This is a genomic window from Ekhidna sp. (genome assembly GCF_963691765.1).
Taxonomy (GTDB): Bacteria; Bacteroidota; Bacteroidia; order Cytophagales; family Cyclobacteriaceae; genus Ekhidna.
The window spans coordinates 2889369-2911675 of record NZ_OY829375.1; the positions used below are offsets into that span (position 1 = coordinate 2889369).

At 39.3% G+C, this 22307-nt stretch carries 24 protein-coding genes; 13 read left to right on the forward strand and 11 right to left on the reverse strand.

The window, feature by feature from the left end; all coding sequences use genetic code 11:
* Positions 1 to 3 precede the first annotated feature (3 nt).
* Entirely contained in the window at positions 4 to 909 is a 906-nt protein-coding gene (locus tag ACY650_RS13130) for an ROK family protein (RefSeq protein WP_462248088.1), read from the forward strand.
* 2 nt (positions 910 to 911) lie between these two features.
* Here ACY650_RS13130 and ACY650_RS13135 read toward each other — a convergent pair whose 3' ends face one another.
* From ACY650_RS13135 to ggt, 3 genes are read right to left on the reverse strand one after another with little or no spacing between them, the layout of a single operon-like run.
* Positions 912 to 1076 carry a hypothetical protein gene (locus ACY650_RS13135; RefSeq protein ID WP_462248089.1) on the reverse strand — a complete coding sequence of 55 codons (165 nt, stop codon included), beginning with the start codon at positions 1074 to 1076 and terminating at the stop codon, positions 912 to 914.
* Positions 1077 to 1088: 12 nt separating this feature from the next.
* The gene (locus tag ACY650_RS13140; RefSeq protein WP_462248090.1) at positions 1089 to 1637 is read right to left on the reverse strand and encodes a mycothiol transferase; all 549 of its coding nucleotides are present in this window, start codon (positions 1635 to 1637) and stop codon (positions 1089 to 1091) included.
* Between the two features lie 16 nt (positions 1638 to 1653).
* Positions 1654 to 3351, reverse strand: a complete 1698-nt coding sequence (gene ggt / locus ACY650_RS13145) for a gamma-glutamyltransferase (protein WP_462248091.1) — start codon at positions 3349 to 3351, stop codon at positions 1654 to 1656.
* Positions 3352 to 3600: 249 nt separating this feature from the next.
* On the opposite strand from ggt, the gene ACY650_RS13150 reads away from it, so the two are divergent.
* From ACY650_RS13150 to ACY650_RS13160, 3 genes are read left to right on the forward strand one after another with little or no spacing between them, the layout of a single operon-like run.
* Positions 3601 to 4401, forward strand: coding sequence for a hypothetical protein (locus tag ACY650_RS13150; RefSeq protein ID WP_462248092.1), 801 nt, complete (start codon positions 3601 to 3603; stop codon positions 4399 to 4401).
* A gap of 44 nt (positions 4402 to 4445) precedes the next feature.
* Positions 4446 to 5603 carry a tetratricopeptide repeat protein gene (locus ACY650_RS13155; RefSeq protein WP_462248093.1) on the forward strand — a complete coding sequence of 386 codons (1158 nt, stop codon included), beginning with the start codon at positions 4446 to 4448 and terminating at the stop codon, positions 5601 to 5603.
* A gap of 22 nt (positions 5604 to 5625) precedes the next feature.
* Positions 5626 to 6678 carry an amidohydrolase family protein gene (locus ACY650_RS13160; protein WP_462248094.1) on the forward strand — a complete coding sequence of 351 codons (1053 nt, stop codon included), beginning with the start codon at positions 5626 to 5628 and terminating at the stop codon, positions 6676 to 6678.
* Here the strand turns inward: ACY650_RS13160 and ACY650_RS13165 are convergent.
* A complete protein-coding gene (locus tag ACY650_RS13165; protein WP_462248095.1) occupies positions 6675 to 7139 on the reverse strand; it encodes a nuclear transport factor 2 family protein in 465 nt (154 codons plus the stop codon). The two genes, ACY650_RS13160 and ACY650_RS13165, sit on opposite strands and share 4 nt — an antisense overlap.
* Entirely contained in the window at positions 7136 to 7834 is a 699-nt protein-coding gene (locus tag ACY650_RS13170) for an SIR2 family NAD-dependent protein deacylase (protein WP_462248096.1), read from the reverse strand. Before ACY650_RS13170 ends, ACY650_RS13165 begins: the two co-directional genes overlap by 4 nt.
* A 368-nt stretch (positions 7835 to 8202) precedes the next feature.
* Here ACY650_RS13170 and ACY650_RS13175 point away from each other — a divergent pair, with 368 nt between their 5' ends.
* Entirely contained in the window at positions 8203 to 8676 is a 474-nt protein-coding gene (locus ACY650_RS13175) for a hypothetical protein (RefSeq protein WP_462248097.1), read from the forward strand.
* Positions 8677 to 8744: 68 nt separating this feature from the next.
* Here ACY650_RS13175 and rsmG read toward each other — a convergent pair whose 3' ends face one another.
* From rsmG to ACY650_RS13190, 3 genes are read right to left on the reverse strand one after another with little or no spacing between them, the layout of a single operon-like run.
* Positions 8745 to 9374, reverse strand: a complete 630-nt coding sequence (gene rsmG, locus ACY650_RS13180) for a 16S rRNA (guanine(527)-N(7))-methyltransferase RsmG (RefSeq protein ID WP_462254411.1) — start codon at positions 9372 to 9374, stop codon at positions 8745 to 8747.
* 3 nt (positions 9375 to 9377) lie between these two features.
* Positions 9378 to 9989 carry an RNA polymerase sigma factor gene (locus ACY650_RS13185; RefSeq protein WP_462248098.1) on the reverse strand — a complete coding sequence of 204 codons (612 nt, stop codon included), beginning with the start codon at positions 9987 to 9989 and terminating at the stop codon, positions 9378 to 9380.
* Entirely contained in the window at positions 9977 to 11053 is a 1077-nt protein-coding gene (locus ACY650_RS13190) for a glycosyltransferase (RefSeq protein WP_462248099.1), read from the reverse strand. Before ACY650_RS13190 ends, ACY650_RS13185 begins: the two co-directional genes overlap by 13 nt.
* An 88-nt stretch (positions 11054 to 11141) precedes the next feature.
* Between ACY650_RS13190 and tgt the strand changes: the two genes are divergently transcribed.
* From tgt to ACY650_RS13215, 5 genes are read left to right on the forward strand one after another with little or no spacing between them, the layout of a single operon-like run.
* Positions 11142 to 12272 carry a tRNA guanosine(34) transglycosylase Tgt gene (gene tgt / locus ACY650_RS13195; protein WP_462248100.1) on the forward strand — a complete coding sequence of 377 codons (1131 nt, stop codon included), beginning with the start codon at positions 11142 to 11144 and terminating at the stop codon, positions 12270 to 12272.
* A gap of 8 nt (positions 12273 to 12280) precedes the next feature.
* Positions 12281 to 13363 carry an LptF/LptG family permease gene (locus ACY650_RS13200; RefSeq protein ID WP_462248101.1) on the forward strand — a complete coding sequence of 361 codons (1083 nt, stop codon included), beginning with the start codon at positions 12281 to 12283 and terminating at the stop codon, positions 13361 to 13363.
* On the forward strand, positions 13360 to 14271 hold the full coding sequence (locus ACY650_RS13205) for a DMT family transporter (RefSeq protein ID WP_462248102.1): 912 nt from the start codon (positions 13360 to 13362) through the stop codon (positions 14269 to 14271). The genes ACY650_RS13200 and ACY650_RS13205 overlap by 4 nt, the downstream gene beginning before the upstream one ends.
* A 1-nt stretch (position 14272) precedes the next feature.
* Complete coding sequence (locus ACY650_RS13210; protein WP_462248103.1) at positions 14273 to 14596, forward strand: heavy metal-binding domain-containing protein; 324 nt, start codon at positions 14273 to 14275, stop codon at positions 14594 to 14596.
* Positions 14597 to 14621: 25 nt separating this feature from the next.
* The gene (locus ACY650_RS13215) at positions 14622 to 15761 is read left to right on the forward strand and encodes a serine hydrolase domain-containing protein (RefSeq protein ID WP_462248104.1); all 1140 of its coding nucleotides are present in this window, start codon (positions 14622 to 14624) and stop codon (positions 15759 to 15761) included.
* 77 nt (positions 15762 to 15838) lie between these two features.
* Here ACY650_RS13215 and ACY650_RS13220 read toward each other — a convergent pair whose 3' ends face one another.
* Together ACY650_RS13220 and ACY650_RS13225 are read right to left on the reverse strand one after the other, a co-directional pair.
* On the reverse strand, positions 15839 to 17452 hold the full coding sequence (locus ACY650_RS13220) for a SulP family inorganic anion transporter (RefSeq protein ID WP_462248105.1): 1614 nt from the start codon (positions 17450 to 17452) through the stop codon (positions 15839 to 15841).
* 71 nt (positions 17453 to 17523) lie between these two features.
* Positions 17524 to 18813, reverse strand: a complete 1290-nt coding sequence (locus tag ACY650_RS13225; RefSeq protein ID WP_462248106.1) for an amino acid permease — start codon at positions 18811 to 18813, stop codon at positions 17524 to 17526.
* 55 nt (positions 18814 to 18868) lie between these two features.
* Here ACY650_RS13225 and ACY650_RS13230 point away from each other — a divergent pair, with 55 nt between their 5' ends.
* Together ACY650_RS13230 and ACY650_RS13235 are read left to right on the forward strand one after the other, a co-directional pair.
* On the forward strand, positions 18869 to 19951 hold the full coding sequence (locus tag ACY650_RS13230) for an aromatic ring-hydroxylating oxygenase subunit alpha (protein WP_462248107.1): 1083 nt from the start codon (positions 18869 to 18871) through the stop codon (positions 19949 to 19951).
* Between the two features lie 6 nt (positions 19952 to 19957).
* A complete protein-coding gene (locus tag ACY650_RS13235; RefSeq protein WP_462248108.1) occupies positions 19958 to 20791 on the forward strand; it encodes an arginase family protein in 834 nt (277 codons plus the stop codon).
* Here ACY650_RS13235 and ACY650_RS13240 read toward each other — a convergent pair whose 3' ends face one another.
* On the reverse strand, positions 20792 to 21394 hold the full coding sequence (locus ACY650_RS13240; RefSeq protein WP_462248109.1) for a hypothetical protein: 603 nt from the start codon (positions 21392 to 21394) through the stop codon (positions 20792 to 20794). It lies immediately after the preceding gene.
* Between the two features lie 154 nt (positions 21395 to 21548).
* On the opposite strand from ACY650_RS13240, the gene ACY650_RS13245 reads away from it, so the two are divergent.
* Positions 21549 to 22307 carry a DUF481 domain-containing protein gene (locus ACY650_RS13245; protein WP_462248110.1) on the forward strand — a complete coding sequence of 253 codons (759 nt, stop codon included), beginning with the start codon at positions 21549 to 21551 and terminating at the stop codon, positions 22305 to 22307.

The following is a 22307-nucleotide window of genomic DNA, read 5'->3' on the forward strand; positions in this document are numbered from 1 at the left end:
TTCATGAAACATTATATAGGCATGGATATCGGTGGGACCAGTACCACCATTGGATTGGTTTCAGCGGAAGGTGAAATAGTGGATCGTTCAGTGATTTTAATTGAAGGATATGCGTCGGGACCTATTGAATCATTCCTGGATGCTATCGCTGATGAAATAAAAGAGATACAACAAAGACATAATGTAAGTCTTGAGGGAATAGGAATTGGTGCTCCTAATGGAAATTACTATAACGGGACAATCGAGTATGCACCGAATATGCCTTGGAAAGATGTACATGAAGTGGCGGCATATATCGAGGATAAATTGAACTGTAAATCAGTATTAACCAATGATGCGAATGCAGCTGCTATAGGTGAAAAGCAATTTGGAGTAGCCAAGGAGATGAATGACTTCATTCTTATAACCTTAGGTACAGGTTTAGGAAGCGGGATTGTTTCTGGCGGAAATGTAATCTATGGACATGATGGATTTGCAGGAGAGCTAGGGCATGCAGTAGTTGTGCCTGGAGGAAGAGACTGTACATGTGGCCGGAATGGCTGCCTCGAGGCTTACGTTTCGATTAGAGGGTTACTCGAAACCTATCATGACTTTGGAGTAGGGAAAGTAAACACCCCTCAAGAGATAGCTATGAAAGCCGAGTCCGGGGAAGAGCATGCAAAAGAAACTTTTGTGAAGACCGGAGAGTGGCTTGGGTTAAAATTGGCTGACGCTGCTACTTATACAAGTCCTGAAGCGATTATTTTCTTCGGAGGAATTGCTCAAGCAAGCGACCTCTTTTTTCCATCACTGAAAAAAACATTGGAGGCAAATGTTCACAACCTTTACAGAAACAAAATCCAGATCATGCGATCTGGACTTCCTTTAAATGATGCAGCGATACTGGGCAGTGCAGCTTTAGTGATGTAGTGCTATTTCTTTCCTGAGTAAGCCAAGTAATTAAGTATGATTCCAATTAGCATAACAGCACCTGCTATCATGCTATATTTTCCGGAGTTTGGATACTCAAGTATCAAATAAATAGATACGCCAATCAATAGTAGGCTTGCTATGTATGTTTGTTTATTTCTATTCATTATCAGTGTAAATTATTTAATCCGGCTTTGAAGTAGCCTAATTTGGCCAATATGATTGGCCTGGTGCTCCATCACATGAAACCAAGCCCAATGGTTATTCATTGGGCCAACTTTTTTTGATAACCATTTATCGTCTTTCTCTTTTAATAATTTTTTTGTTTCTGCTCTTACTTCATCCCATATTGCGAGGTAGTAGGATATGGGTTTTCCTACTAGTTTTTCCCTTCCTGAATCACCAAGTCCAAGAGCAGGACCCCATTTTTCCATTTCTTCTTCATTAAATGCTCGTCCTTCAAAAGTGTAAACCTGATAGTATACTTCAGTAGCCGCGACATGCATGATCATTGCTCCAATGCGATTGGCATTTTCGTCTAGTAAGAAATCGGTACTCTTTTGATTCATTTTTGAAACAAGGCTAGTGAGCCGATCTTTCAGGTCATCCAGCATAGAGACCATATTCCCTATGTTTTCACTGTAGCCTTTAACAGGCTTGATTTCATATTGAGCAAAAGTAGAAGTGCATATTAATATTGCAAACAGTGAGTATAATAGTTTTTTCATCTATAATTATTTGTTGCTAGAATCCTTCGGCATAATTATCACCTCTGGTATAGTCGGCACCACCTTCAAGCATGCCATCGTCTCTTACAAGGATGCAATCCATACGTCCCCACGATTTTCTGCTCTCAATTGAATGACCCAACTTTTCAAGTTCTTCAATCACCTTAGGATCGATTGGGCGTTCTTCTATTAGAATTTTATCTGGCAACCACTGGCTGTGTGTTCTTGTGGAACTAACGGCATCTTGCATGCTCATTCCGTGATCAATCACGTTCATTATAGCTTGGAAGACAGATGTTATTATAGTTGAACCACCCGGAGTCCCAACTACCATTTTCAACTTACCATCCTTTTCCACAATTGTTGGAGTCATGCTGCTCAACATCCTCTTTTCAGGTTGAATTGCATTGGCTTCACCTCCAACTAATCCAAACATATTTGGGACACCTGGCTTAGCACTAAAATCATCCATCTCGTTGTTTAGAAAAAAGCCTGCTCCCCGTACATATACTTTACATCCGAAGAATGCATTAAGAGTTGTGGTAAGCGATACCGCGTTACCTTCAGCATCAACAACTGAGAGATGAGTGGTTTCTACGCTTTCTATAATTTCTACTTCACCTTCTTTTATATTTTGTGAATCAGTTTTCTTGTCTAATGAAATATTAGAAAATCGCTTTTTATTGTACTCAGGGTTTAGAAGCATGTCCTGAGGAACATCATAATGATCTGGATCTCCCAAGTGGGTTGCTCTATCTGCATAAACTCTACGTTCAAGTTCCGTTAGAAGGTGGATGGTTTCAGCGCTATTATGTCCCATCTCAGAGATATTATACTGCTCTGCTCCTTGAAGTAGTTGTATCAAGGCAATCCCCCCACTTGACGGAGGCGACATGGAGATAATTTTGTGCCCACGGTACATTCCCAAGACAGGATCCCTCCATCTTGAGGAATAGTCTTTAAGGTCTTCTTCTGAAATTAAGCCCCCACCTCTTTGCATCTCCTTCACGATTTGATCAGCAACAATTCCACCATAGAAACCTTCTCGACCTCTATCTCTAATTTGTGTTAGTGTACTGGCGAGTTCAGTAAACTTTATAGTATCTCCATCTTGCCATGGTTGTTCTTTAACAAGGAAAAATTCATCACCATTTACTTCTGCAAAAACTTCTTGTTTTTCATTGAATTCATCTGCTTGATCTTGGGTAATTGAGAAACCGTAATAAGCAAGATTAATAGCCGGTTGGATGAGTTCTTGTAGCGGTTTACTACCGTGCTTTTCATGCATTTTTAAAATACCGTCTACAGACCCTGGTACACCAGCAGCTTTGTGACCTTTTCGACTTAAGCCATCTATCACGTTACCTTCCTCATCCAAGTACATATCTCTACTACTTGTATACGGTGCTTTCTCTCTAAAGTCTAGCGCTCCAATTTCACCATCATTCATTCTCCAGACGGCAAATCCACCGCCTCCTATATTGCCAGCTCTAGGAAATACAACGGCGAGAGCAAATTTGACGGCTAAAGCGGCATCAAACGCGTTACCACCATTCTTGAGTACCTCAACGCCAACTTTAGTAGCTAAAGGATGAGCAGAGGATATCATCACTTTTTCACCTAAGGGCCCTACTTCAGGTTCTTTAGGTGTATATACTTGTGATTGTTGACATGCGACAAAAACAATTAGGAGTAAAATTTTTAAAAATCTCATCTGTTCAAAATTTTCTATTGCAATCGAAACTAAGGCAACTCGGAATAGTAAAAAAATTAAAGTGTAATTACGTTATAAGAAATTTCTTAAAAGGCAATTTCATAAGTGTATAGTTTTCAGGGGTTAGCATTTGGTTTCATTAAGGTATTCCTGAATCTAAAATTTTGTTGTTACGGGTCAATTCACTATCTTCATCTGCCCTTAACCAAAGCGAGTGAACTAATTTCAATCTAAAACCTAACCAGCATAATGAAAGATTCGCCACGAACTCCAATTGAAATGGAACTTCCAAAAGGATACAGAAGATATAAACTAAAAGGAATCGATCGAGAGATCATAGCAAAAAAGGGAGGACCTACTGCAAGGCAAATCAAGACGAAAGCATCATATAAAGAGCTTAGAAATAATCAAAAGGAATTTGGTGTGGCCTCCATGATGGCAAAGACTTTAAGGCAGTCATTGTCCACAGGGATGTCAGAAATTTGCGAGACCTATGTTTCTGGGAAATTAACTGCTCAGTTCAGAAATCTTGCGAAGATGGAAGAGGGCAAGACTGGGACTCGTCCATTATTTCTTAGCAAGCATGGACATTTGTTAAACGGATTCGAGTTTAACTCTAAAGCACCTTACGAAAAGATATTTGGAGCAAAGTATTTTGTGAAGCCAGGGTCTCAAAGAGGTCAGGTGATTCTTCATTTCCCAGCGTTTGTGCCTGAGAAAACATTTAAAAGCCCAAAAGGGGCAACCAATTTTAAAATTACAGCAAGGTTAATTGCGCTTTCCGATTATCAATTTGATCAGAAAGCTGGAGGATATAAGCCTCTTAACAAAGACCTTCATGGAAAGTATGGGACATACGAAAGTTCAATGCTTCCATTATTGAAAATACCTACAGAGCCGATGACGGGAATGATCTCTATCGACAACAGAATTATTCCGGAAGGTACGGGTCTATTTTTGGTCATGGCCATTAGCTTCTACAAATTTGAATCTGGGAAGTTTGACCATCTTAGCAAAGAAAGTAGCATGCAGATACAACGCGTGCTATAACCCACGCTATCTAAGGTGCGTTTCTAAAGAAACAGCTAAACCTTATGAGAGCGGCCTCAATATTACTTTTTCTTTTTTCTGTTGCTCAGCTTTTAGCACAGGATTATTATGATCAAGCCAGAGCAAATTTCAATGAGAATGATCTGGATTCAGCGCGATATTTCATTAACAAGAATTTAGTCCGACGACCATCAGCTGAAGACTATTTTTTGAGTGCAATGATTCATGAGGCTGCAAATAAGGATCTAAGAGCGCTGGCAGATTATGAAGCTGTCATTCAAAAAGATGAGTTTAATCTTGAAGCATACTTCCAGAAAGGGTTGATCTATTATAATTCGGCAAGTACCGAGCAGGCGATAAAAGATTTCTCTTACGTGATTGACAACCAGAAGAACTCAGAAACTCGGGCGGTGTATTATGGAAGCGATCCTTCTGGTTCAAAAGGGTCATTTATTACTACACTCCAATCCATGACAGGTAAGGTGTATCAATATCGTGGAATGGCTTATGAGAAATTGGGGGATTGGGATAAAGCTCTAGCAGACTTCACAACAGCCTTTAAGTATGATACCATCGCTGATTGTTATGTAAACCGCTCTCAGCTATACTCAAAGATGGGGCGAAAGAGAGATGCCATCGCAGATCTTAAGGAAGCAATTAAATTGGAGCCTGCTAACTATCATGCCTGGTATAACCTTGCAATTCTTGATGAAACAACTCAGCTACCTCCATCACTTTTGGATAATGAAGAATTCGCTCCAATGCTAAACCTTGTTGGCGCTAATGCCTATGAAAGCGGTGATTACAGACAAGCCATAGCGTATCATACCAAAGCTTTAAGGGTTAATTCCAAGGATGATTTAGCTTATCTAAGCCGTGGAAAGGCAAGAATAAGACTTGGACTCCACGCACAAGGACGACAAGATCTCGTAAAAGCCATGAAGTTAAATTCAAGCAGAACCGAAGCATTCTATTTAATTGGCAATTCCTTTTTTCACGAAAAAAGATTTAAAGATGCGATAAGCTTTTATGAACAATACCTGTCCATTGATTCAAGCTACGAGAACGTGTGGTTTAATGCAGCAATGTCCTACCTAAGCTTGAAAGAGTATAATAGGTCATGTCAGTATTTGGAGAAAGCAAAGAATCTCGGCATGAGCCAAGCCAGTGAAATGATTATTAAATACTGCAAAAGCCCATAGGTAATTTCTGTAACTTTGTAGCATGGCAAATCAGACTAGTTTGAAAATTGATATGCACACGCATATCCTTCCGCATAGTATTCCAAATTTTGCTGAGAAATTTGGCTATGGTGATTTTATTCATCTGCTTCACCATAAACCAGAAGCAGCTAGAATGATGAAAGGAGATAAGTTCTTTCGCGAAATTCAATCAAACTGTTGGGATGAGAAGCTTCGTATCGAAGAGTATAAAAAATTTGACACTCAGCTTCAAGTGATTTGTACCATTCCGGTAATGTTTAGCTATTGGGCAGATGCCCACGACTGCCTTGATTTATCCATGTTTTTGAATGACCACATCGCAGAAGTGGTGGCTGAACATCCAAAAAATTATATCGGACTTGGCACTGTCCCCATGCAAGATCCTGAATTAGCCATAAAGGAATTGGAACGACTCAAGAAATTGGGGATTCCTGGAGTTCAAATTGGATCTAACATTAATAATCACAATCTAAGCAAGCCACGATTCTTTGAATTTTATGAGGCATGTGAAAGTTTAGATATGGCAATCTTGGTACACCCTTGGGAAATGATGGGGAAAGAGTACATGGAAAAGTATTGGTTGCCGTGGTTAGTTGGTATGCCTGGCGAAACTGCTAGAGCCGCTGCATCAATGATATTTGGAGGAGTGTTTGAGCGCTACCCAAAGCTTAGGGTATGCTTTGCTCATGCGGGTGGGTCTTTACTTGCAACAATTGGGAGATTAGAGCACGGTTTTAACTGCAGACCTGATTTAGTGGCAGTTCATAACAATGTTAACCCGAGGGAATATTTAGGGAAGTTTTGGGTGGATAGCATTACCCATGATCCTACATATCTCAAATATGTAATAGATCTAATCGGTTCTGAAAAAGTTTGTCTTGGATCAGATTATCCATTCCCACTTGGTGATTTAGAAATTGGAAAGTTTATTACCGAGATGGATCTTCCACAGACAGATTTAGACAATATCTTCTATCAATCTACGCTAGATTGGTTGGGAATGAGCCAAAGTAAAAATAAAGATCTTCTTAAAGTACTGCTTGACGAAAACTAATTTTCGCTCATATACTTATCTAATGATGCTCTGGCCATTTTTCTAACCTTATTCTTTAGGACAGGAGACCAACCAAGGAGTTTACCAGGCGTGCCTAATGCCATTTTTGACCATCTCCAGAAATCAAACTTATCAGTGTGTCTGATTATCAGTCCATCTTTGAATTCCATGGAGGCGTGAATAATGTTGTGTACAGGATTGCCTGTTTTTGAAAATTCATATTTGGCTTCCCAAATACACTGAGCCATATCGTCGTCACCGATCACAGAGTCAAACGTGATTTCTAATTTGCCTTCAGACCTTTGGATGAGCATAGCCCACATGGCTTTAACTTCTTCTGAATTTAAATTCTGAAAAGCAGGATCATTAAAGACAGCTTCTGAATGGTAACACTCCGCCATCTTGTTGGCATCGAGTGACTGAAATGCCAAGTAAAACTTTTCTAAGGTCTGTTTGCTCATAGGTAATTATCTATCAGTTGTTTCTTCACTTTTGGTAATCCAGTGCTAGCAGCTTCTTCAAAAAAATGAAAGTTCTCTTTAGCTGCTACAGATGGAATTTGTGGATCAACAATAAATTTAGGTACTTCCGGTCGAATAAAGTCTATCAGGCCAGCAGCTGGATATACTACAAGAGATGTCCCAGCTACGATAAAAATATCCGCAGAAAGAACTTCTTGCATAGCAGGTTCCATCATAGGCACGGCTTCCCCAAACCAGACAATATGTGGTCTTAATTGAGACCCTTTGCCGCATTTATCTCCTTCCTTTAGCTCCCAACCTTCTAGTTCATAAACTAACTCTGGGTCGAGGGTGCTTCTTACCTTACTTATTTCGCCATGTAAGTGAAGTACGTTAGTGCTTCCTGCCTTTTCATGTAAGGCGTCAATGTTTTGTGTAATAATTACAACCTCGAAATGATCCTCTAGTTCTGCCAGTGCAACATGTCCCGGGTTCGGTTGTACTTCTTGCGCCTGTTTACGTCGTTGATTGTAGAATTCAAGTACTAATGCTCGGTCTCTCACCCAAGCCTCCGGAGTGGCAACTTGTGTCACGTCGTGACCCTCCCAAAGTCCATCAGAATCTCGAAAGGTTTTTAGGCCACTTTCAGCGCTTATTCCCGCACCAGTTAAAACAGCAATCTTTTTTCTTTTCACTAGCTTTTGGTTGAAGTTTTAATGTAATATCTAAGGGGTATTGTGGTCTTTATATTTTCTATTTCTATCCCTTTAAGACACAAAAAGCAGTCAAAACATGAAAAAAGTCATAAAAAGATAAGAAAACTTCAATTTCATATTTAGCTGTGTTTTAGGTCTCGATTTCACACTAAATATAGCAACCCAGCCTAAAAAGGTGAAATATGGCCTAAAAACACAGTTTTTTTTCTAAAATGTATCTCCTTGATAATGAGGGAAGTATTTGGCTAATTACATAAGCGGATAAAATACCCACATCATGGTATTTCATACTTCGCTAGGTATGCCTATATTGCACCCATTGTACAACCAAATTATTTATTAATCCTATGAAAAAATTATTACTAACAGCCGCTCTAGTAGCAGTTTTCGGTTTTGCAGCTAATGCACAGACTGAGCAAGGAGGTATCTTAGTTGGAGCTTCTTCTAACTTAGGTTTCGTATCTCAAGATAACGGTGGAGGTTCATTCTCTACTTTCCAACTTAACGCTAAAGGTGGTTACTTCTTAGCAGATGGTCTTGCTGCAGGACTTAACATTCAGTACTTAAGTATTGATGGTACTTCAGCTTCTTCTTTCGGAATCTTCGGAAGATACTTCATCTCTGATGCAATCTTCGCTGAGGCTGGATACAACGCGCTTTCTGACAGCAGAGGAGGAATCATTCCTATTTCAGCTGGTTATGCTGCTTTCTTAACTGACAATGTTGCTGTAGAGCCTACATTGACTTATGAGTTAGGAACTGGAAACAGCGATGAGTACAGCGCATTTGGACTTAACGTTGGATTCACTCTTTACTTCTAAGAGTAAACAATATCATAAAAGCCCTCTTATTTGAGAGGGCTTTTTTTATGCCTTAAATTTTTTGAAGGTTAAGTTATAGGTACGTAGATTATCTTCTTAGTTTCGAAAAAATCTTCAGTGAAGAAGTCAGAAAGGTCTTTTTCGATATATCTTCTTCCAAATTCCTTCATTTCAGTAGTCAAATCACCGCCTTTGAGCAAGATCATTCCATTATCGAGATCATTTCGTTGCTCCTTGCTTATTTTTTGATGAGCCCAAATAAATAGTTGTTTTGTCTGTGCAACAGCCCTGGAAACTACGAAATCATATTTATCTCTTACTTTTTCCATGCGTTGATGCTCTGCAGTAAGGTTCTGAAGTCCAATAGCACTAGACACTTCATTAACTACCGTTATTTTCTTTCCAATTGAATCAACTAAATGAAAATTACACTCTGGAAATAGTATGGCTAATGGAATTCCAGGGAATCCTCCCCCGGTACCAACATCTAAAATGCGAGATCCAGCTGTAAACGTTGCGAATTTCGCTATTGCAAGACTATGTAAGACATGTCGTTCATAAAGTTGGTCTATATCCTTTCGGCTAACAACATTGATTTTTGCATTCCAATCTTCATAGAGTTGGAATAACTGTTCTATCTGATTTTTTTGAACTTCTGTTAGTTCAGGAAAATACTTCTCAATGATATCGGGAGAGATCAACTAGATATGTTTCTTTTTATCCTTTACTAGCTCATACATAAGCTCTCTGGCTCTATGCAATTGTGCCTTTACTGTCCCTAAAGGAGCTTCTAGCTCTTTAGCAATTTCATCATATGAAAGCTCATCAAAATAGCGAAGCTTTACCAACCTTTGATATTTAGCTGGAAGCTTATCTACAAACATTCGAACCAATTCAATCTTTTGATCTTTTATGGTTTCCTCGTCAGGAGTTAAGTTTTTATCCTGCACATCGATGTTTACTGACTCACCACTATCATCGGTGAAAGTACTATTTAGGCTGAAAGTGTTTAATTTCTTCTTGCGGATAAAGTCAATCGCATTGTTGGTAGCGATTCTAAATAGCCATGTACTAAATGTGTAATCCTTTTTGAACCTACTTAGGTTTTTAAACGCTTTAGCAAATGCTTCAATGGTTAGATCTTCTGCATCGTCGACATTCCTGACCATTTTCAGTATCATATGATATACAGGCTTCTTGTATCTCTGCATAAGCTCTGCATAAGCTCCCTCATCATTACCTTCAGTTGCAAGGTCGATAAGCTTAAAGTCCCTTAGAGCTTTATCAGAAAACTGACGATTTAGTTCTTCCATTTAATGTCCTTTTCGAGTTTTGACCACAGACCAATCACTGGTATTGATACTGCATATATGATGTCAACGAGTGGAAGCAATATATAGTTAATATTGATTTCCATTTTACTCGAGGCAAATCTATAACTCACTAATTTAATAAATAGGTAAAAAAGGAGCATTGGCAAGAAAAATGAGTGAGTGGTGAAGTAAAATAGCATAACAATAAAAATTAGATGCGAAAAGTGGTTTAGTCCAAGCAAAAATTGGTCTGTTTTTTTATAATAGCTACTTACAGATAGGTGCCTCACTTTTTGATTCCAATAGTCTTTCCAGGACCTTTCTGGTTCCGTAAAAACCACACTTTCTGCCCCCAACAGAATTCTTATATTTTCCTTTGACGCATTTTTTTGAATAAATAGATCATCATCTCCACCTTGAATGGAATGAATGTCATCGTAGCCATTGGATTCAATAAAAAAGGTTTTTCTAATGGCCATATTTCGTCCTACTGCCATATATGGCTTTCCTGATAATGTTCTGCCAGCATATGTAAATGCAGTCATAAATGCTTCAAATTGAATGAACTGTGAAAGGAAGGAGGAGTAAGATTTATATGGGGATATGCCAATGATGATATCTGTACGAGTAGATATTTGATTGGTGATGGATTGTAACCAGGTCTTTGATGATGGTTGGCAATCAGCATCCGTGAATATCAACCACTCTCCAGTAGCGTTTTCAATAGCAGATTTAAGCGCATACTTTTTTGGATTCCAACCTTCTTCGATATCCTTTATTTCTATAACCTTGATTTTATCATCATTAAGGTTTTGAAGGTATTTTAAGCTTGAATCAGTCGTTCGGTCCAGTGCTAGTACAATTTCATAATTTTCGTAGGCTTGATTCCGAATCATTGGTAACAAAACCTTCAGATTTTTTTCTTCATTGTGAGCAGCTACAATAATAGATATGAACGGTTTTTCGTGATTATCCCTCTGACGATATCTTCTAAAGGCTGCGGCCAATGAGATCGTCATTCCTAAATGGAAGACTGTAAAAAGACACCAAAGCGCAATAATCATCTTGTGAAGTAAATAAACCTTTCTTGAAAACGAATACGAATTTGAAATACATCTTAAGCAGTGTATTTAAGATTATTTTTGCGGGCCAATGGAATTCGAATTACTAAAGAAGGATACTAAATCTTCAGCAAGAGCAGGAGTGGTCAAGACTGATCATGGTGAAATTCAAACACCTATATTCATGCCTGTAGGAACAGCTGGAACAGTGAAGGCCGTTCATCAAAGGGAGCTGAAAGAAGATATTAAGGCGCAAATTATTTTAGGTAATACCTACCATCTGTATATGCGACCTGGATTAGATGTGATTGAGTCTGCGGGAGGGTTGCATAAATTCAATGGATGGGATAAGCCTATTCTTACGGATAGTGGCGGATACCAAGTATACTCGTTAGCAGACAATAGAAAAATAGTTGAAGAAGGAGTTCATTTTCAGTCACATAAAGATGGGAGCAGACATTTTTTCACCCCAGAATCTATTATGGATATTCAGCGTACAATCGGTGCTGATATAATAATGGCATTTGATGAATGCACACCTTATCCATGTGAATATGACTATGCTGAGAAATCCATGCATATGACACATCGATGGCTGGATCGTTGCATCAATCGCTTTGATGAAACCCAAGGGAAGTATGGATACAATCAGACTTTGTTTCCAATAGTTCAAGGGAGTGTTTACAAGGATTTAAGAACTCAGTCGGCAGAATACATTGCAAGCAAAGGCCGCGAAGGGAATGCTATTGGTGGGTTGTCTGTGGGTGAGCCTGCTGAAGATATGTATGAAATGACGGATCATGTCTGCAAAATTTTGCCTCACGATAAACCTAGATATTTAATGGGGGTTGGTACTCCTGCCAATATTTTGGAGTGTATTGCTCTTGGAGTGGATATGTTCGATTGCGTAATGCCTACACGAAACGCTCGAAACGGAATGCTATTCACCACTCAGGGAATTATCAATATTCGTAACGAAAAGTGGAAAGATGACTTTAGTCCAATTGATGAAGAGCTAGGAGGATATACTAGTACCTTTTATACTAAGGGATATTTAAGACATTTAATTACAAGTAATGAGATTCTTGGCGCACAAATTGCAAGCATCCAAAATCTTACTTTTTACTTATGGCTAGTAGGAGAGGCACGAAAGCAAATCTTTAATGATAACTTCGCAACTTGGAAGGATTCAATGGTGAAAAAAGTAAGCCAGCGCCTCTGATTTTATAAATGAAAAAGCTCGATTGGTACATATTAAAAAAGATTCTTATCACATTCGTTTTTGTGGTTGGATTGCTAGAGCTAATCATTTGTGTAATCGATTATACGGAAAAAAATGATGATTTCATTAAGAATGAATTAGGAGCTGATCTGATATGGCAGTATTACCTATCATTCATTCCATATATAGCTAGCCTGCTTACACCTATTACCGTCTTTATTGCCACGGTTTTTGTGACAGCAAAAATGGCTTCTAAGACAGAGATTGTAGCGATTCTGGCTAGTGGGATTAGTTTTAAAAGGATGCTCTATCCATATTTGATTGCTGCAGTGTTGATTGGAGCGGCTAGCTTTTACTTAAATAGCTATGTAATCCCAGATGCAAATAAATTCAGGCTAGAGTTTGAACTTAAGTACTTAAAAGACCCATTTTACAATACAGACAAGCACATCCATATAAAAATTGCAGAACGGGATAGTCTGGAAGACTATATCTACATGTACCGATATGATGTCCGTAGAGATCTGGGGTCTTCCGTAACATTGGAGACGATTAAGGGAACAGAGTTGGTAGATAAAATCACAGCACGTCAAATTAGCTGGGATACAACAGGGAGATGGACACTTAAGCGTTGGCAAAGACGTCAAGTAATTGAAGGCAAAGAAATCATAACTGAGGGCAAAGAAATAGATACGCTGTTGAATCTTTCACCAGAGGATTTTGGCAACAAGGATCGAATCTGGGAGACAATGACAATGGGTGAGTTAAATCGTCATATTGTCTTGCAACAATCTCGAGGTGCAGATGATGTGCATATCTTTCAAATTGAAAAATATGTCAGATATATGTCTCCCTTTACGGTTATTATTTTGATGGCTATTGGCGTGATAGTATCAGCAAGAAAAACCCGTCAAGGAACAGGATTTCAGATAGCATTAGGCTTTGTAATTGCTTTTGCATTTATAATCGCTTTCATTTTAGCAACAGCTATTGCGGAAGCTGGATCAATGAACACAATTTTGGCAATTTGGATGCCTAACATCATCTTTTCTGTTGTAGCAATATTGTTGTATAAAACAGTGCCACGATGATCCAGGAAAAGAAGGACTTTCTAACTCTTCATTTCATTGTACTGATCTGGGGGTTTACTGCCATATTAGGGTTGCTTATAGATATTCCCTCTGTTGAGGTTGTTTTTTTTCGCACGCTAATTGCTTCAATTGGACTCTGGATAGTATTAAAATTGGGTAAAAAATCCCTTTCCATTAATTCCAGAAAACACTTTTTGATAATCATTGGCACGGGCGTTTTAATTGCCGCACATTGGATTCTTTTCTTTCTTTCTGCAAGAATTTCAAACGCATCAGTTTGTTTGGCAGGAATGGCAACGTGTTCGCTATGGACAAGTTTGATTGAGCCACTTTCGCAAAAAAGAAAAATAAGGGGATTTGAGGTAATGCTAAGCATCATTGCCTTTGTTGGGATTGGAGTTATCTTCAATGTTGAGTTTGATTATTTATCTGGACTTCTCACAGCTGTCCTTTCCGCATTTATTGCATCGGTTTTCACGGTTATAAATGGAAGGCTAACTAAGACTTATGATCCATACGTAATTACATTCTATGAAATGATTGGTGCATGTGTTGCTACTGCACTATTCTTTCCAATTTATACTGGTTTTTTTGTCGATCATTTGGTTTTGAATCCAACGATCGAAGATTGGATTTACCTCTCAGTTCTTGCCATAGTTTGTACCGTATATGCGTACTCTATATCTGTTGAACTTATGAAGCGATTATCGGCATTTTCGATTAATCTAGTCGTAAATCTAGAGCCTGTGTATGGTATTATATTGGCATTGATTATTTTCGGTGCCAGCGAGGAAATGAGCCCGGGTTTTTACCTAGGAACACTTTTAATCCTAACCTCTGTGCTCCTCTACCCGTTATTGAATCGACGCTACAAGAAAAAAGCGTTATCTACAGACATAATTAGATAATATGTTACTTACAACAACTAACAATGTGGAGGGAAAGAAGGTCTCTACATACTATGGAATGGTTACCGGTGAAGCAATCATCGGGGCAAATATTTTTAAAGACATTTTCGCTTCAATTACCGATATCGTTGGTGGTCGATCAGGAGCTTATGAGAAATCACTTAAAGATGCTAAGAATATTGCGGTTCAAGAGCTAATCGAAGCAGCACAGGCTCTAGGCGCGAATGCAGTTCTAGCTATTGATCTGGATTATGAGACACTTGGTAAAGATGGAGGAATGATGATGGTAAGTGCAAGCGGGACGGCAGTTAAGCTTGAAGATTAAAACTTTCTATTATTAACTTGCCTCTATGGCAAGAAAAATAATCTTTTTCGTTGCACTGAGTTTTGCAATAACACTCAGTGCACAATATTATCCTTCAAAAAACCAGTGGGAAAGTAAGAAAGCTTCGCAAGTTGATCTTAATCAACCTGCGATAGATAGAGCCGTCGATTTTGCGATGAGTAATGAATATTCTGGTCAAAAAGATCTTCGATTGGCAATTCTTCAGGGTTTTAGCAGAGAACCTTATCACGCACTTCAAGGACCAACAAGAGAACGGGGAGGACCTGCGGGAATGATTATCAAAGATGGATATGTTGTTGCTTCCTGGGGGGATATCAAAAGAGTCGATATGACTTTCAGTGTAACAAAAAGTTACCTTTCAACTACTGCTGGCTTAGCACTGGACGATGGTTTAATATCTTCTGTTCAGGATAAGGTCAAGGATTATGTTTGGGATGACACCTTTGAAGGGGATCACAATTCAAAGATTACGTGGGAGCATCTCCTTCAACAAACATCGGATTGGTCGGGAGCATTGTTTGGCTTATACGATTGGGCTGATAGGCCTGATCGAGAAGGTAAGTTGGATGATTGGAGGTATCGGAAGTTGAACGAGCCTGGCAGTAGCTATAAATACAACGATGTTCGAGTGAATGTGCTATCCTATTCGCTATTAAACGTATGGAGGAGGCCTTTACCGCAAGTCTTGAAAGAACGTATTATGGATCCCATTGATGCATCTACTACTTGGCGGTGGTATGGATATGATAATTCATGGATTACGCTGGATGGCCAGCAGATGCAGGTAGTCAGTGGAGGTGGACATCATGGAGGTGGCGTTTTTATAAATACTGAAGATCATGCTCGATTCGGACTATTATTTGCCAGAAAGGGAAAGTGGAATGATCGACAGCTTATTTCTGAAAAGTGGACAGAAATGATTCAAACTCCTGCGAATGCTTATGAAAGTTACGGATACATGTGGTGGTTAAACAAAGGACCTCGCTCTTGGGAAGGATTGCCGGATCACATTTACTATGCAGCCGGATTCGGTGGTAATTTCATTGTGGTCGATCAAGAAAATGACCTAGTGATAGTCACTCGATGGCTAGAGCCCTCCCAGATAGGTGAGATGGTAAGAAAAGTGTATGAGGCTTTAGATTAATCACCTTCATTTAACACAGGAGTAAGGATAGATTCTTAGGGTGAACGAGGCCGTCACATGGTCAGTTCCTATCAAACCTATACCTCTTGATCCATCAAATCTGTCACTACATGATAGCGAGGATCATCAATTGATGAAATGATCATGTGTTCAAAATTTGGACTTGCTTTATGTAGTAGCATTTTACATTCAGGACTTAAATGTACCAGCTTGACTTGCTTTCCATAATCTTTATATTTCTTCTCTAGCGCATAGATGGCTTCAATTCCAGAGTGATCACTAACTCGCGACTCTAGGAAATCAAGCTCTACTTTTTCAGGATCGTTGGCGGGATCGAATTTGGAATTAAATGATTGTACCGATCCAAAGAATAGTGGACCCCAGATTTCGTAAACTTTTGTTCCGTCATCTTTAATCGACTTACGAGCTCGAATTTTAGTTGCATTTTGCCATGCAAATACTAGTGCAGACATTATGACCCCTACAATTACGGCAATAGCAAGGTCTTGCCAAACAGTTACCGCAGAAACCGTAATTAATACAATTGCATCAGCTAAAGGGATTTTATTGATAATTCGGAAGCTACTCCAAGCAAATGTTCCGATAACAACCATAAACATCACACCGACTAAAGCTGCAATTGGAATTTGTTCAATTAGAGGTGCAGCGAACAAGATGAAGCAAAGAAGTGCTATTGCAGCAGTGATCCCTGATAGTCTACCTCTACCACCTGAACTTACATTGATAATGGACTGTCCAATCATCGCGCAGCCTCCCATTCCTCCAAATAGTCCATTGAGTATATTGGCGCCACCTTGAGCGACACATTCTCTATTTCCACTTCCTCGGGTTTCAGTCATATCATCAATAAGATTGAGTGTCATAAGAGACTCAATCAACCCTACCGCAGCAAGTAGAACAGCGGTGGAGATTATTAATCCCCAATGTCCGCTGAGTGTATCTATTAGGTTGAATATTTGGATTTGAAATGAAGGAAGGCTCCCTTCAAGACCGTTACCACCACCTTCTCGGATAAAAGACCCTACCGTGCTGACATCCAAACCTCCCAAAATCGTAATGGATGCCACCACTATGATTCCTACTAAAGCAGCTGGTAGTTTTTTTGTCAGCTTAGGAAGAAAATACATAATTGCCATTGTGAGTCCTACTAATCCAAGCATGATGTATAATTCCTGCCCTTGCATCCATTGGAATTGGCCGTTTATCCTTTGCTTGAAGAGTCCTAGTTGCGATAGGAAGATGACAATGGCCAAGCCATTCACAAATCCCATCATTACTGGATGAGGTATAAGTCTTACAAATTTTCCTAAGCGGAATACACCAGCCAAGATTTGGATGCCTCCTACGAGCAAGAGTGTAATGAACAGCCATTGCAAGCCGAGGTTGTCGATCGGAGTACTTAACGAATTTCCTACTTCATTACCCTTCTGAATCATATGGACCATAACTACAGCCATAGCACCAGTGGCTCCGGATATCATTCCTGGGCGTCCTCCAAACATGGAAGTAACAATGCCCATCATGAAAGCACCATACAATCCTACCATTGGATCTATACCAGCTACAAAAGCAAACGCTACCGCTTCAGGTACAAGCGCGAGTGCAACTGTAAGTCCGGAAAGGATATCATTTTTGGGGTTAAATGTGAAATTTCGAAATAATCTGTTCATAGGTCTCCTCAAATAAGCGCGCAAAGATAGAATATTCGGAGAGTGCGCACATTAGAACCTTGGTTATTTTCTCATTTCTTGATTTTCATCCACACAAATACCGGCAGTCCACCCATTAGGAGTAAAAATCCCCAATAAACGATTTCCATCCCTGAGCCAGCTATTGCCCATATAGAGAAAATGAAGGAAATAGAAGCGAAGATTACCTTGTACTTGATGTTTGTGATCCCCTCTTTTTTTGATGCTATCAATACATAACTCACAGATGTGAATAAGTATGCAATGAGAGAAGTCATTGAAGATAGAAGGATTGCGAATTTAAAGGCTGAAACTAGGCCTTTCGAATAGTTCATGATCATCAGTATTGAGATCAGGATACTTGATAGAACGATACCCAATGCTGGTACACCTCGTTTGTTTTCTTTAGCAAAGAGGGCTGGGAAGAGCTTGTCGCGTGAGATTGCTGCTGGAATTTGTCCTTGAATGAGAATCCATCCATTCAGAGCTCCGAGTGTCGAAATAATGGCACCAATGGCGACTAAGTTGGCAGCCCAAGGTCCCCAAATCTTAGAAGCAGCATCTGCAAATGGCGCTTGTGAATATTGAAGTTCTTCGGGTGAGATGATTCCCATCAAAGAGGTAGTTCCTAAAATGTAGACCAAAGTAACTAGTATCAATCCGAAATATGTAGATCTGGGAATAGTGCGTTTAGGATCTTCAACATCTCCAGATGGGATGGTTGCGCACTCAATACCCATATATGCAAAAAAGGTAAGTGTTGCTGTTTGAGTAATTGCCTTTAGATTGGTTTGACCACTAATATTGAAGGATGTGAAATTTTCAACTTTCAAATAAAATAATCCCAGAATTCCGATTACCAGCAGCGGAGTGACCTTCATAATACTCGTTACCAAAGAAAGCACCGCTGCTTCTCGGACTCCACGAGTATTTATCCATACTGTGCCCCATACAATTGAAAGGCCGACACATACTGCCAGCATGTTGTTTGTCTGAAGAGGAGGAAAAAACACTCCTAAATAGCTTACTAATGCTATTGCAATAGCGGCGTTGACACACCACACGGAAATCCAGTAACCCCAAGCCACTAAAAATCCTGAAAGCTCACCAAGGCCTGTTTTTGCGAAAACGTACGGGCCACCAGATACTCCTGGCAGAATCTTGCTAAACTCAATAAATACAAAGGCTAAAGCAGCCGCTCCAAAAGCAGATATAATCCACCCCAATAAGCTAATGCTTCCAAAAGAGGCGAGCGCAGCGGGTAGTAGAAAGATTCCTGATCCTATCATATTTCCTACCACCAGCGATGAACTAGTCCAGAAGCCTAGTTTTTTTCTACTCATATGGAAAAGTTGGAGTCATTCAAAAAACCGTATTTTTGAAATATACCCTAAATAAATGAATAGGTATTCAATAAACCCGGACATTGCCTTAGCTGAAACCTTGCCAGCTTCATTTTATCAAGATCAAGAGGTGTTTGATTTGATAAAAGAGAAAGTATTTTATAATACATGGCAATGGGTTGGAAATGAGGATTTTGTGAAGCTGCCTAAGCAGACCCACCCTTTCGTTCTTTTAGATGGGTTCCTTACGGAGCCAATGTTACTTACCAAAGACGAAGAAGGAGCTTTGAATTGCCTAAGCAATGTTTGCACACATCGTGGCAATCTTGTTGTGAACAATCCAGGCAACCAGCGAAACCTGATATGTATGTATCACGGGAGGAAATTTGGTTTAGATGGAAAGTTTCAATCTATGCCCGAGTTTAAAGAGGCAAAAGACTTTCCAAGGCCGTGCGAGGATCTACATCGATTTGAGACTTCACAATGGGGACCATTGGTTTTTGCAAAGCTTGGTGGGTCGATTGACCTTGCAAAGGTGATCAGTGAGATGGATCAGTACGTTGGTTTTTTGCCTCATGAAGAATTCGTTTTTAGTGAAGTGCAGTCCAAGGACTATTTGGTAAATGCCCATTGGGCACTTTATTGTGATAATTATCTGGAAGGTTTTCATATTCCTTTCGTTCATAAAGACCTCAACGATGCACTGGACTATGGAAGTTATGAGACAATCATGCACGAGCATTTTAATGTTCAAGTTGGCTATTCCGATGGTGCTGAAGAAATATTTGACTTACCTGATGGACATATCCATTCCGGTAAGAGAGTGGCAGCCTACTACTTTTGGTTGTTCCCAAATATGATGTTCAATTTTTATCCTTGGGGTCTTTCATTGAACATTGTGCGTCCTATTTCATTGAACCAAACCAAAGTCTCTTTTCTATCATACATATATGATGAATCTAAGTTGCATAAAGGAGCAGGGGCTTTATTGGATAAAGTAGAAAGAGAGGATGAATTTGTTGTAGAAAGCGTGCATAAAGGCCTTAAATCAAAGTATTATCAGTCAGGTAGGTTCTCGCCAACAAGAGAGAAGGGAGTACACCAGTTTCATTCTATGCTTTCAAAATATTTATCCTAGCCAATAATGAAGAGTCAGTTCAATTTACTTTATCCAGAATGGCAAGGATATGGTGCTCACCAAGAGGTTTATCATGGTGCTCATCATTTTTGTAATCATGTAGGAAGGGGATTGAAATTTGAAGAGGTAGATGTGCCTGCAAATGAAGAATTGAATCAGGAGGGGAAAATTATTGGAAGAACGTCATTGCTAAGGATGATGGATCAGGCAAAATCTATTCTGGATCAAGTTAACCCTTCGCATACATTCATGATAGGAGGAACGTGTGCTTGTGAAGTTGTTCCAGTCTCATATCTCAATCAAAAGTATGATGGAGATTTGGCAGTTTTTTGGTTTGACGCTCATGGGGATCTCAACACTCCTGAAAGTTCACCGAGTGGAAGACTGCATGGAATGCCATTGAGGTCATTGATGGGTGAAGGTGATGATCAGGTAATTGATCGAGTATCACGAATTTTAGCTCCTGATCAAGTAGCTCTCGTTGGTACAAGAGACCTGGATGAAGGTGAAAAGCTTTTCATTGATAAAAACCGTATTCCAATATTTAGGCCAAGTGTCAAATCACATTTAAATGAGTTGGTAGATTTTGCGAAAAATACTGGCTATAAGCATGCATACATCCATTTTGATTTAGATGTGTTGGAGCCCACTGAATTCCCTCACGTTCTTGTTCCAGTAGAGGAGGGTCTGAGAATAAAGCAAGCGGTAGAAGGACTTTCTTTGATAAGAAAGCATTTCGAAATTGTTGGCTGCAGCATCGTCGAATACTGTCCTAAGAATGACGGCGGTAGCGATGATTTGAGAAAAATCGCTGTGCACGGCCTAGGTCTGAAATTGTAATTAGGCTACTTGCATCTGATTTTTCGGGAGTTTTTTCAACTCGTCCATAAAATTCAACGCATAGAAGATGGGAATAAACTGTCCTGCTGGTTCTAGCCATAGGAATATATTCCCAATCGTAACTTTAATATCCGCACTAGATGAAGTCCAGTAAAGAATATAGAGCGTCAACACAATAGGTATGAAGACGCAAAGAACTTGTCCTACCAATCTTAAATATCGCTGTTCGCGTGCTATGGTCGAAATTAAAGCGATCGCAAATGCTAAGCCAATAAGCTGGATGGCTATGACTGATGTATGAAAAAGCAATCCTATTTCTTCGCTGCCAACAGCTTGATAATCGTTGATAAAGCGAAAAATGGTGATCGGTATTTCAATTATCGTTATAATAAATAGTACCCTGTAATTTTTACTCTTAAAGTAGATGGCGAGTAAAATGGTGACTATAAATCCGAGTGAATATCCTATGATTAGCCACTTTCTGAATGCTATATCCATCCATATCTGCCCCTCTGTCTGATAATAGTAGTAACTATATATTAAGCCATCTAATACCAATATTAAGGTGAATATGATTCCGGCTTTGAGAAGCGATCGTGACATAACTGGTGCATTTAGTTCTAACTAAAGATAGATAATGAATAGTAAATGTTAGGGATTTGTATAGGTCAATCTTGAAATGCCATTAGGTAGATTTTTGCAATCAACTTAATTGAAGATCAATTTTGTAATTAGTTGCAATGGCTATTAAATGAGAATGAAGAAGTTTTTGTGTTTTCTGTTTTTGCTTCCTTTTCTTCTTTCCGCTCAGATCAATGAAAGTGACTCGCTGAAAGTAAAAGCAAGCCTCTCTTTGACTGGGTTTTTCCAGCAAGGAAATGTAGAAACTAAAATCTTTAGAGGCAGGACGGATGTGAGTGTTAAGCCGTGGAAGAAATGGGTATTTAAAACCAAAAACTCGTACGTTTTTCAGGAGTTTGGAGGAGACAAAGCAGATGAAGATATTCTTAGCCTCAATTTCCTGTACTTTAATCCAGAAAGAAAGCTGTATCCACAAGTTTTGGGATTTGTTAGTACTAATTTCCGAAGAGAAATAGATGTACGTTACTTGATGGGAGCAGGAGTTACCTATCAGGCAATAGTGGGATTGGATAACTGGCTCAAGTTTTCATTGACAGGGGAGTTCGAACAAACGAATTTTTCTGAAACTGACTTCAATCGTGATGAATTTGATGGAGAGCAAACAATCAGCACATTTCGCGGCACTATTTGGATTAACGGTCAATATAAAATACTAGAGAAAAAAATGATTCTTACTCATGAAAGCTATTTTCAGCCTTCATTAGAGAATGGAAAAAACTATCGATGGCAGGCTGATATTGGTATTGAATTACCAATATGGAAGTTTATAAGCTTCAAAGTGAACTACCTGCATACCTTCGAGAGCATCGTGATAGAAGGGCAAAAGGAGCAAGATCGATTCTTGACATTTGGAGTCACTCTGAAGAGTTTTTAA

Coding starts and splice junctions, on each gene's coding strand:
- ACY650_RS13130 (WP_462248088.1), top strand. CDS start 4: ATGAAACATTATATAGGCATGGATATCGGTGGGACCAGTACCACCATT.
- ACY650_RS13135 (WP_462248089.1), bottom strand. CDS start 1,076: ATGAATAGAAATAAACAAACATACATAGCAAGCCTACTATTGATTGGC.
- ACY650_RS13140 (WP_462248090.1), bottom strand. CDS start 1,637: ATGAAAAAACTATTATACTCACTGTTTGCAATATTAATATGCACTTCT.
- ggt (WP_462248091.1), bottom strand. CDS start 3,351: ATGAGATTTTTAAAAATTTTACTCCTAATTGTTTTTGTCGCATGTCAA.
- ACY650_RS13150 (WP_462248092.1), top strand. CDS start 3,601: ATGAAAGATTCGCCACGAACTCCAATTGAAATGGAACTTCCAAAAGGA.
- ACY650_RS13155 (WP_462248093.1), top strand. CDS start 4,446: ATGAGAGCGGCCTCAATATTACTTTTTCTTTTTTCTGTTGCTCAGCTT.
- ACY650_RS13160 (WP_462248094.1), top strand. CDS start 5,626: ATGGCAAATCAGACTAGTTTGAAAATTGATATGCACACGCATATCCTT.
- ACY650_RS13165 (WP_462248095.1), bottom strand. CDS start 7,139: ATGAGCAAACAGACCTTAGAAAAGTTTTACTTGGCATTTCAGTCACTC.
- ACY650_RS13175 (WP_462248097.1), top strand. CDS start 8,203: ATGAAAAAATTATTACTAACAGCCGCTCTAGTAGCAGTTTTCGGTTTT.
- ACY650_RS13185 (WP_462248098.1), bottom strand. CDS start 9,989: ATGGAAGAACTAAATCGTCAGTTTTCTGATAAAGCTCTAAGGGACTTT.
- ACY650_RS13190 (WP_462248099.1), bottom strand. CDS start 11,053: ATGATTATTGCGCTTTGGTGTCTTTTTACAGTCTTCCATTTAGGAATG.
- tgt (WP_462248100.1), top strand. CDS start 11,142: ATGGAATTCGAATTACTAAAGAAGGATACTAAATCTTCAGCAAGAGCA.
- ACY650_RS13200 (WP_462248101.1), top strand. CDS start 12,281: ATGAAAAAGCTCGATTGGTACATATTAAAAAAGATTCTTATCACATTC.
- ACY650_RS13205 (WP_462248102.1), top strand. CDS start 13,360: ATGATCCAGGAAAAGAAGGACTTTCTAACTCTTCATTTCATTGTACTG.
- ACY650_RS13210 (WP_462248103.1), top strand. CDS start 14,273: ATGTTACTTACAACAACTAACAATGTGGAGGGAAAGAAGGTCTCTACA.
- ACY650_RS13215 (WP_462248104.1), top strand. CDS start 14,622: ATGGCAAGAAAAATAATCTTTTTCGTTGCACTGAGTTTTGCAATAACA.
- ACY650_RS13220 (WP_462248105.1), bottom strand. CDS start 17,452: ATGAACAGATTATTTCGAAATTTCACATTTAACCCCAAAAATGATATC.
- ACY650_RS13225 (WP_462248106.1), bottom strand. CDS start 18,813: ATGAGTAGAAAAAAACTAGGCTTCTGGACTAGTTCATCGCTGGTGGTA.
- ACY650_RS13230 (WP_462248107.1), top strand. CDS start 18,869: ATGAATAGGTATTCAATAAACCCGGACATTGCCTTAGCTGAAACCTTG.
- ACY650_RS13235 (WP_462248108.1), top strand. CDS start 19,958: ATGAAGAGTCAGTTCAATTTACTTTATCCAGAATGGCAAGGATATGGT.
- ACY650_RS13240 (WP_462248109.1), bottom strand. CDS start 21,394: ATGTCACGATCGCTTCTCAAAGCCGGAATCATATTCACCTTAATATTG.
- ACY650_RS13245 (WP_462248110.1), top strand. CDS start 21,549: ATGAAGAAGTTTTTGTGTTTTCTGTTTTTGCTTCCTTTTCTTCTTTCC.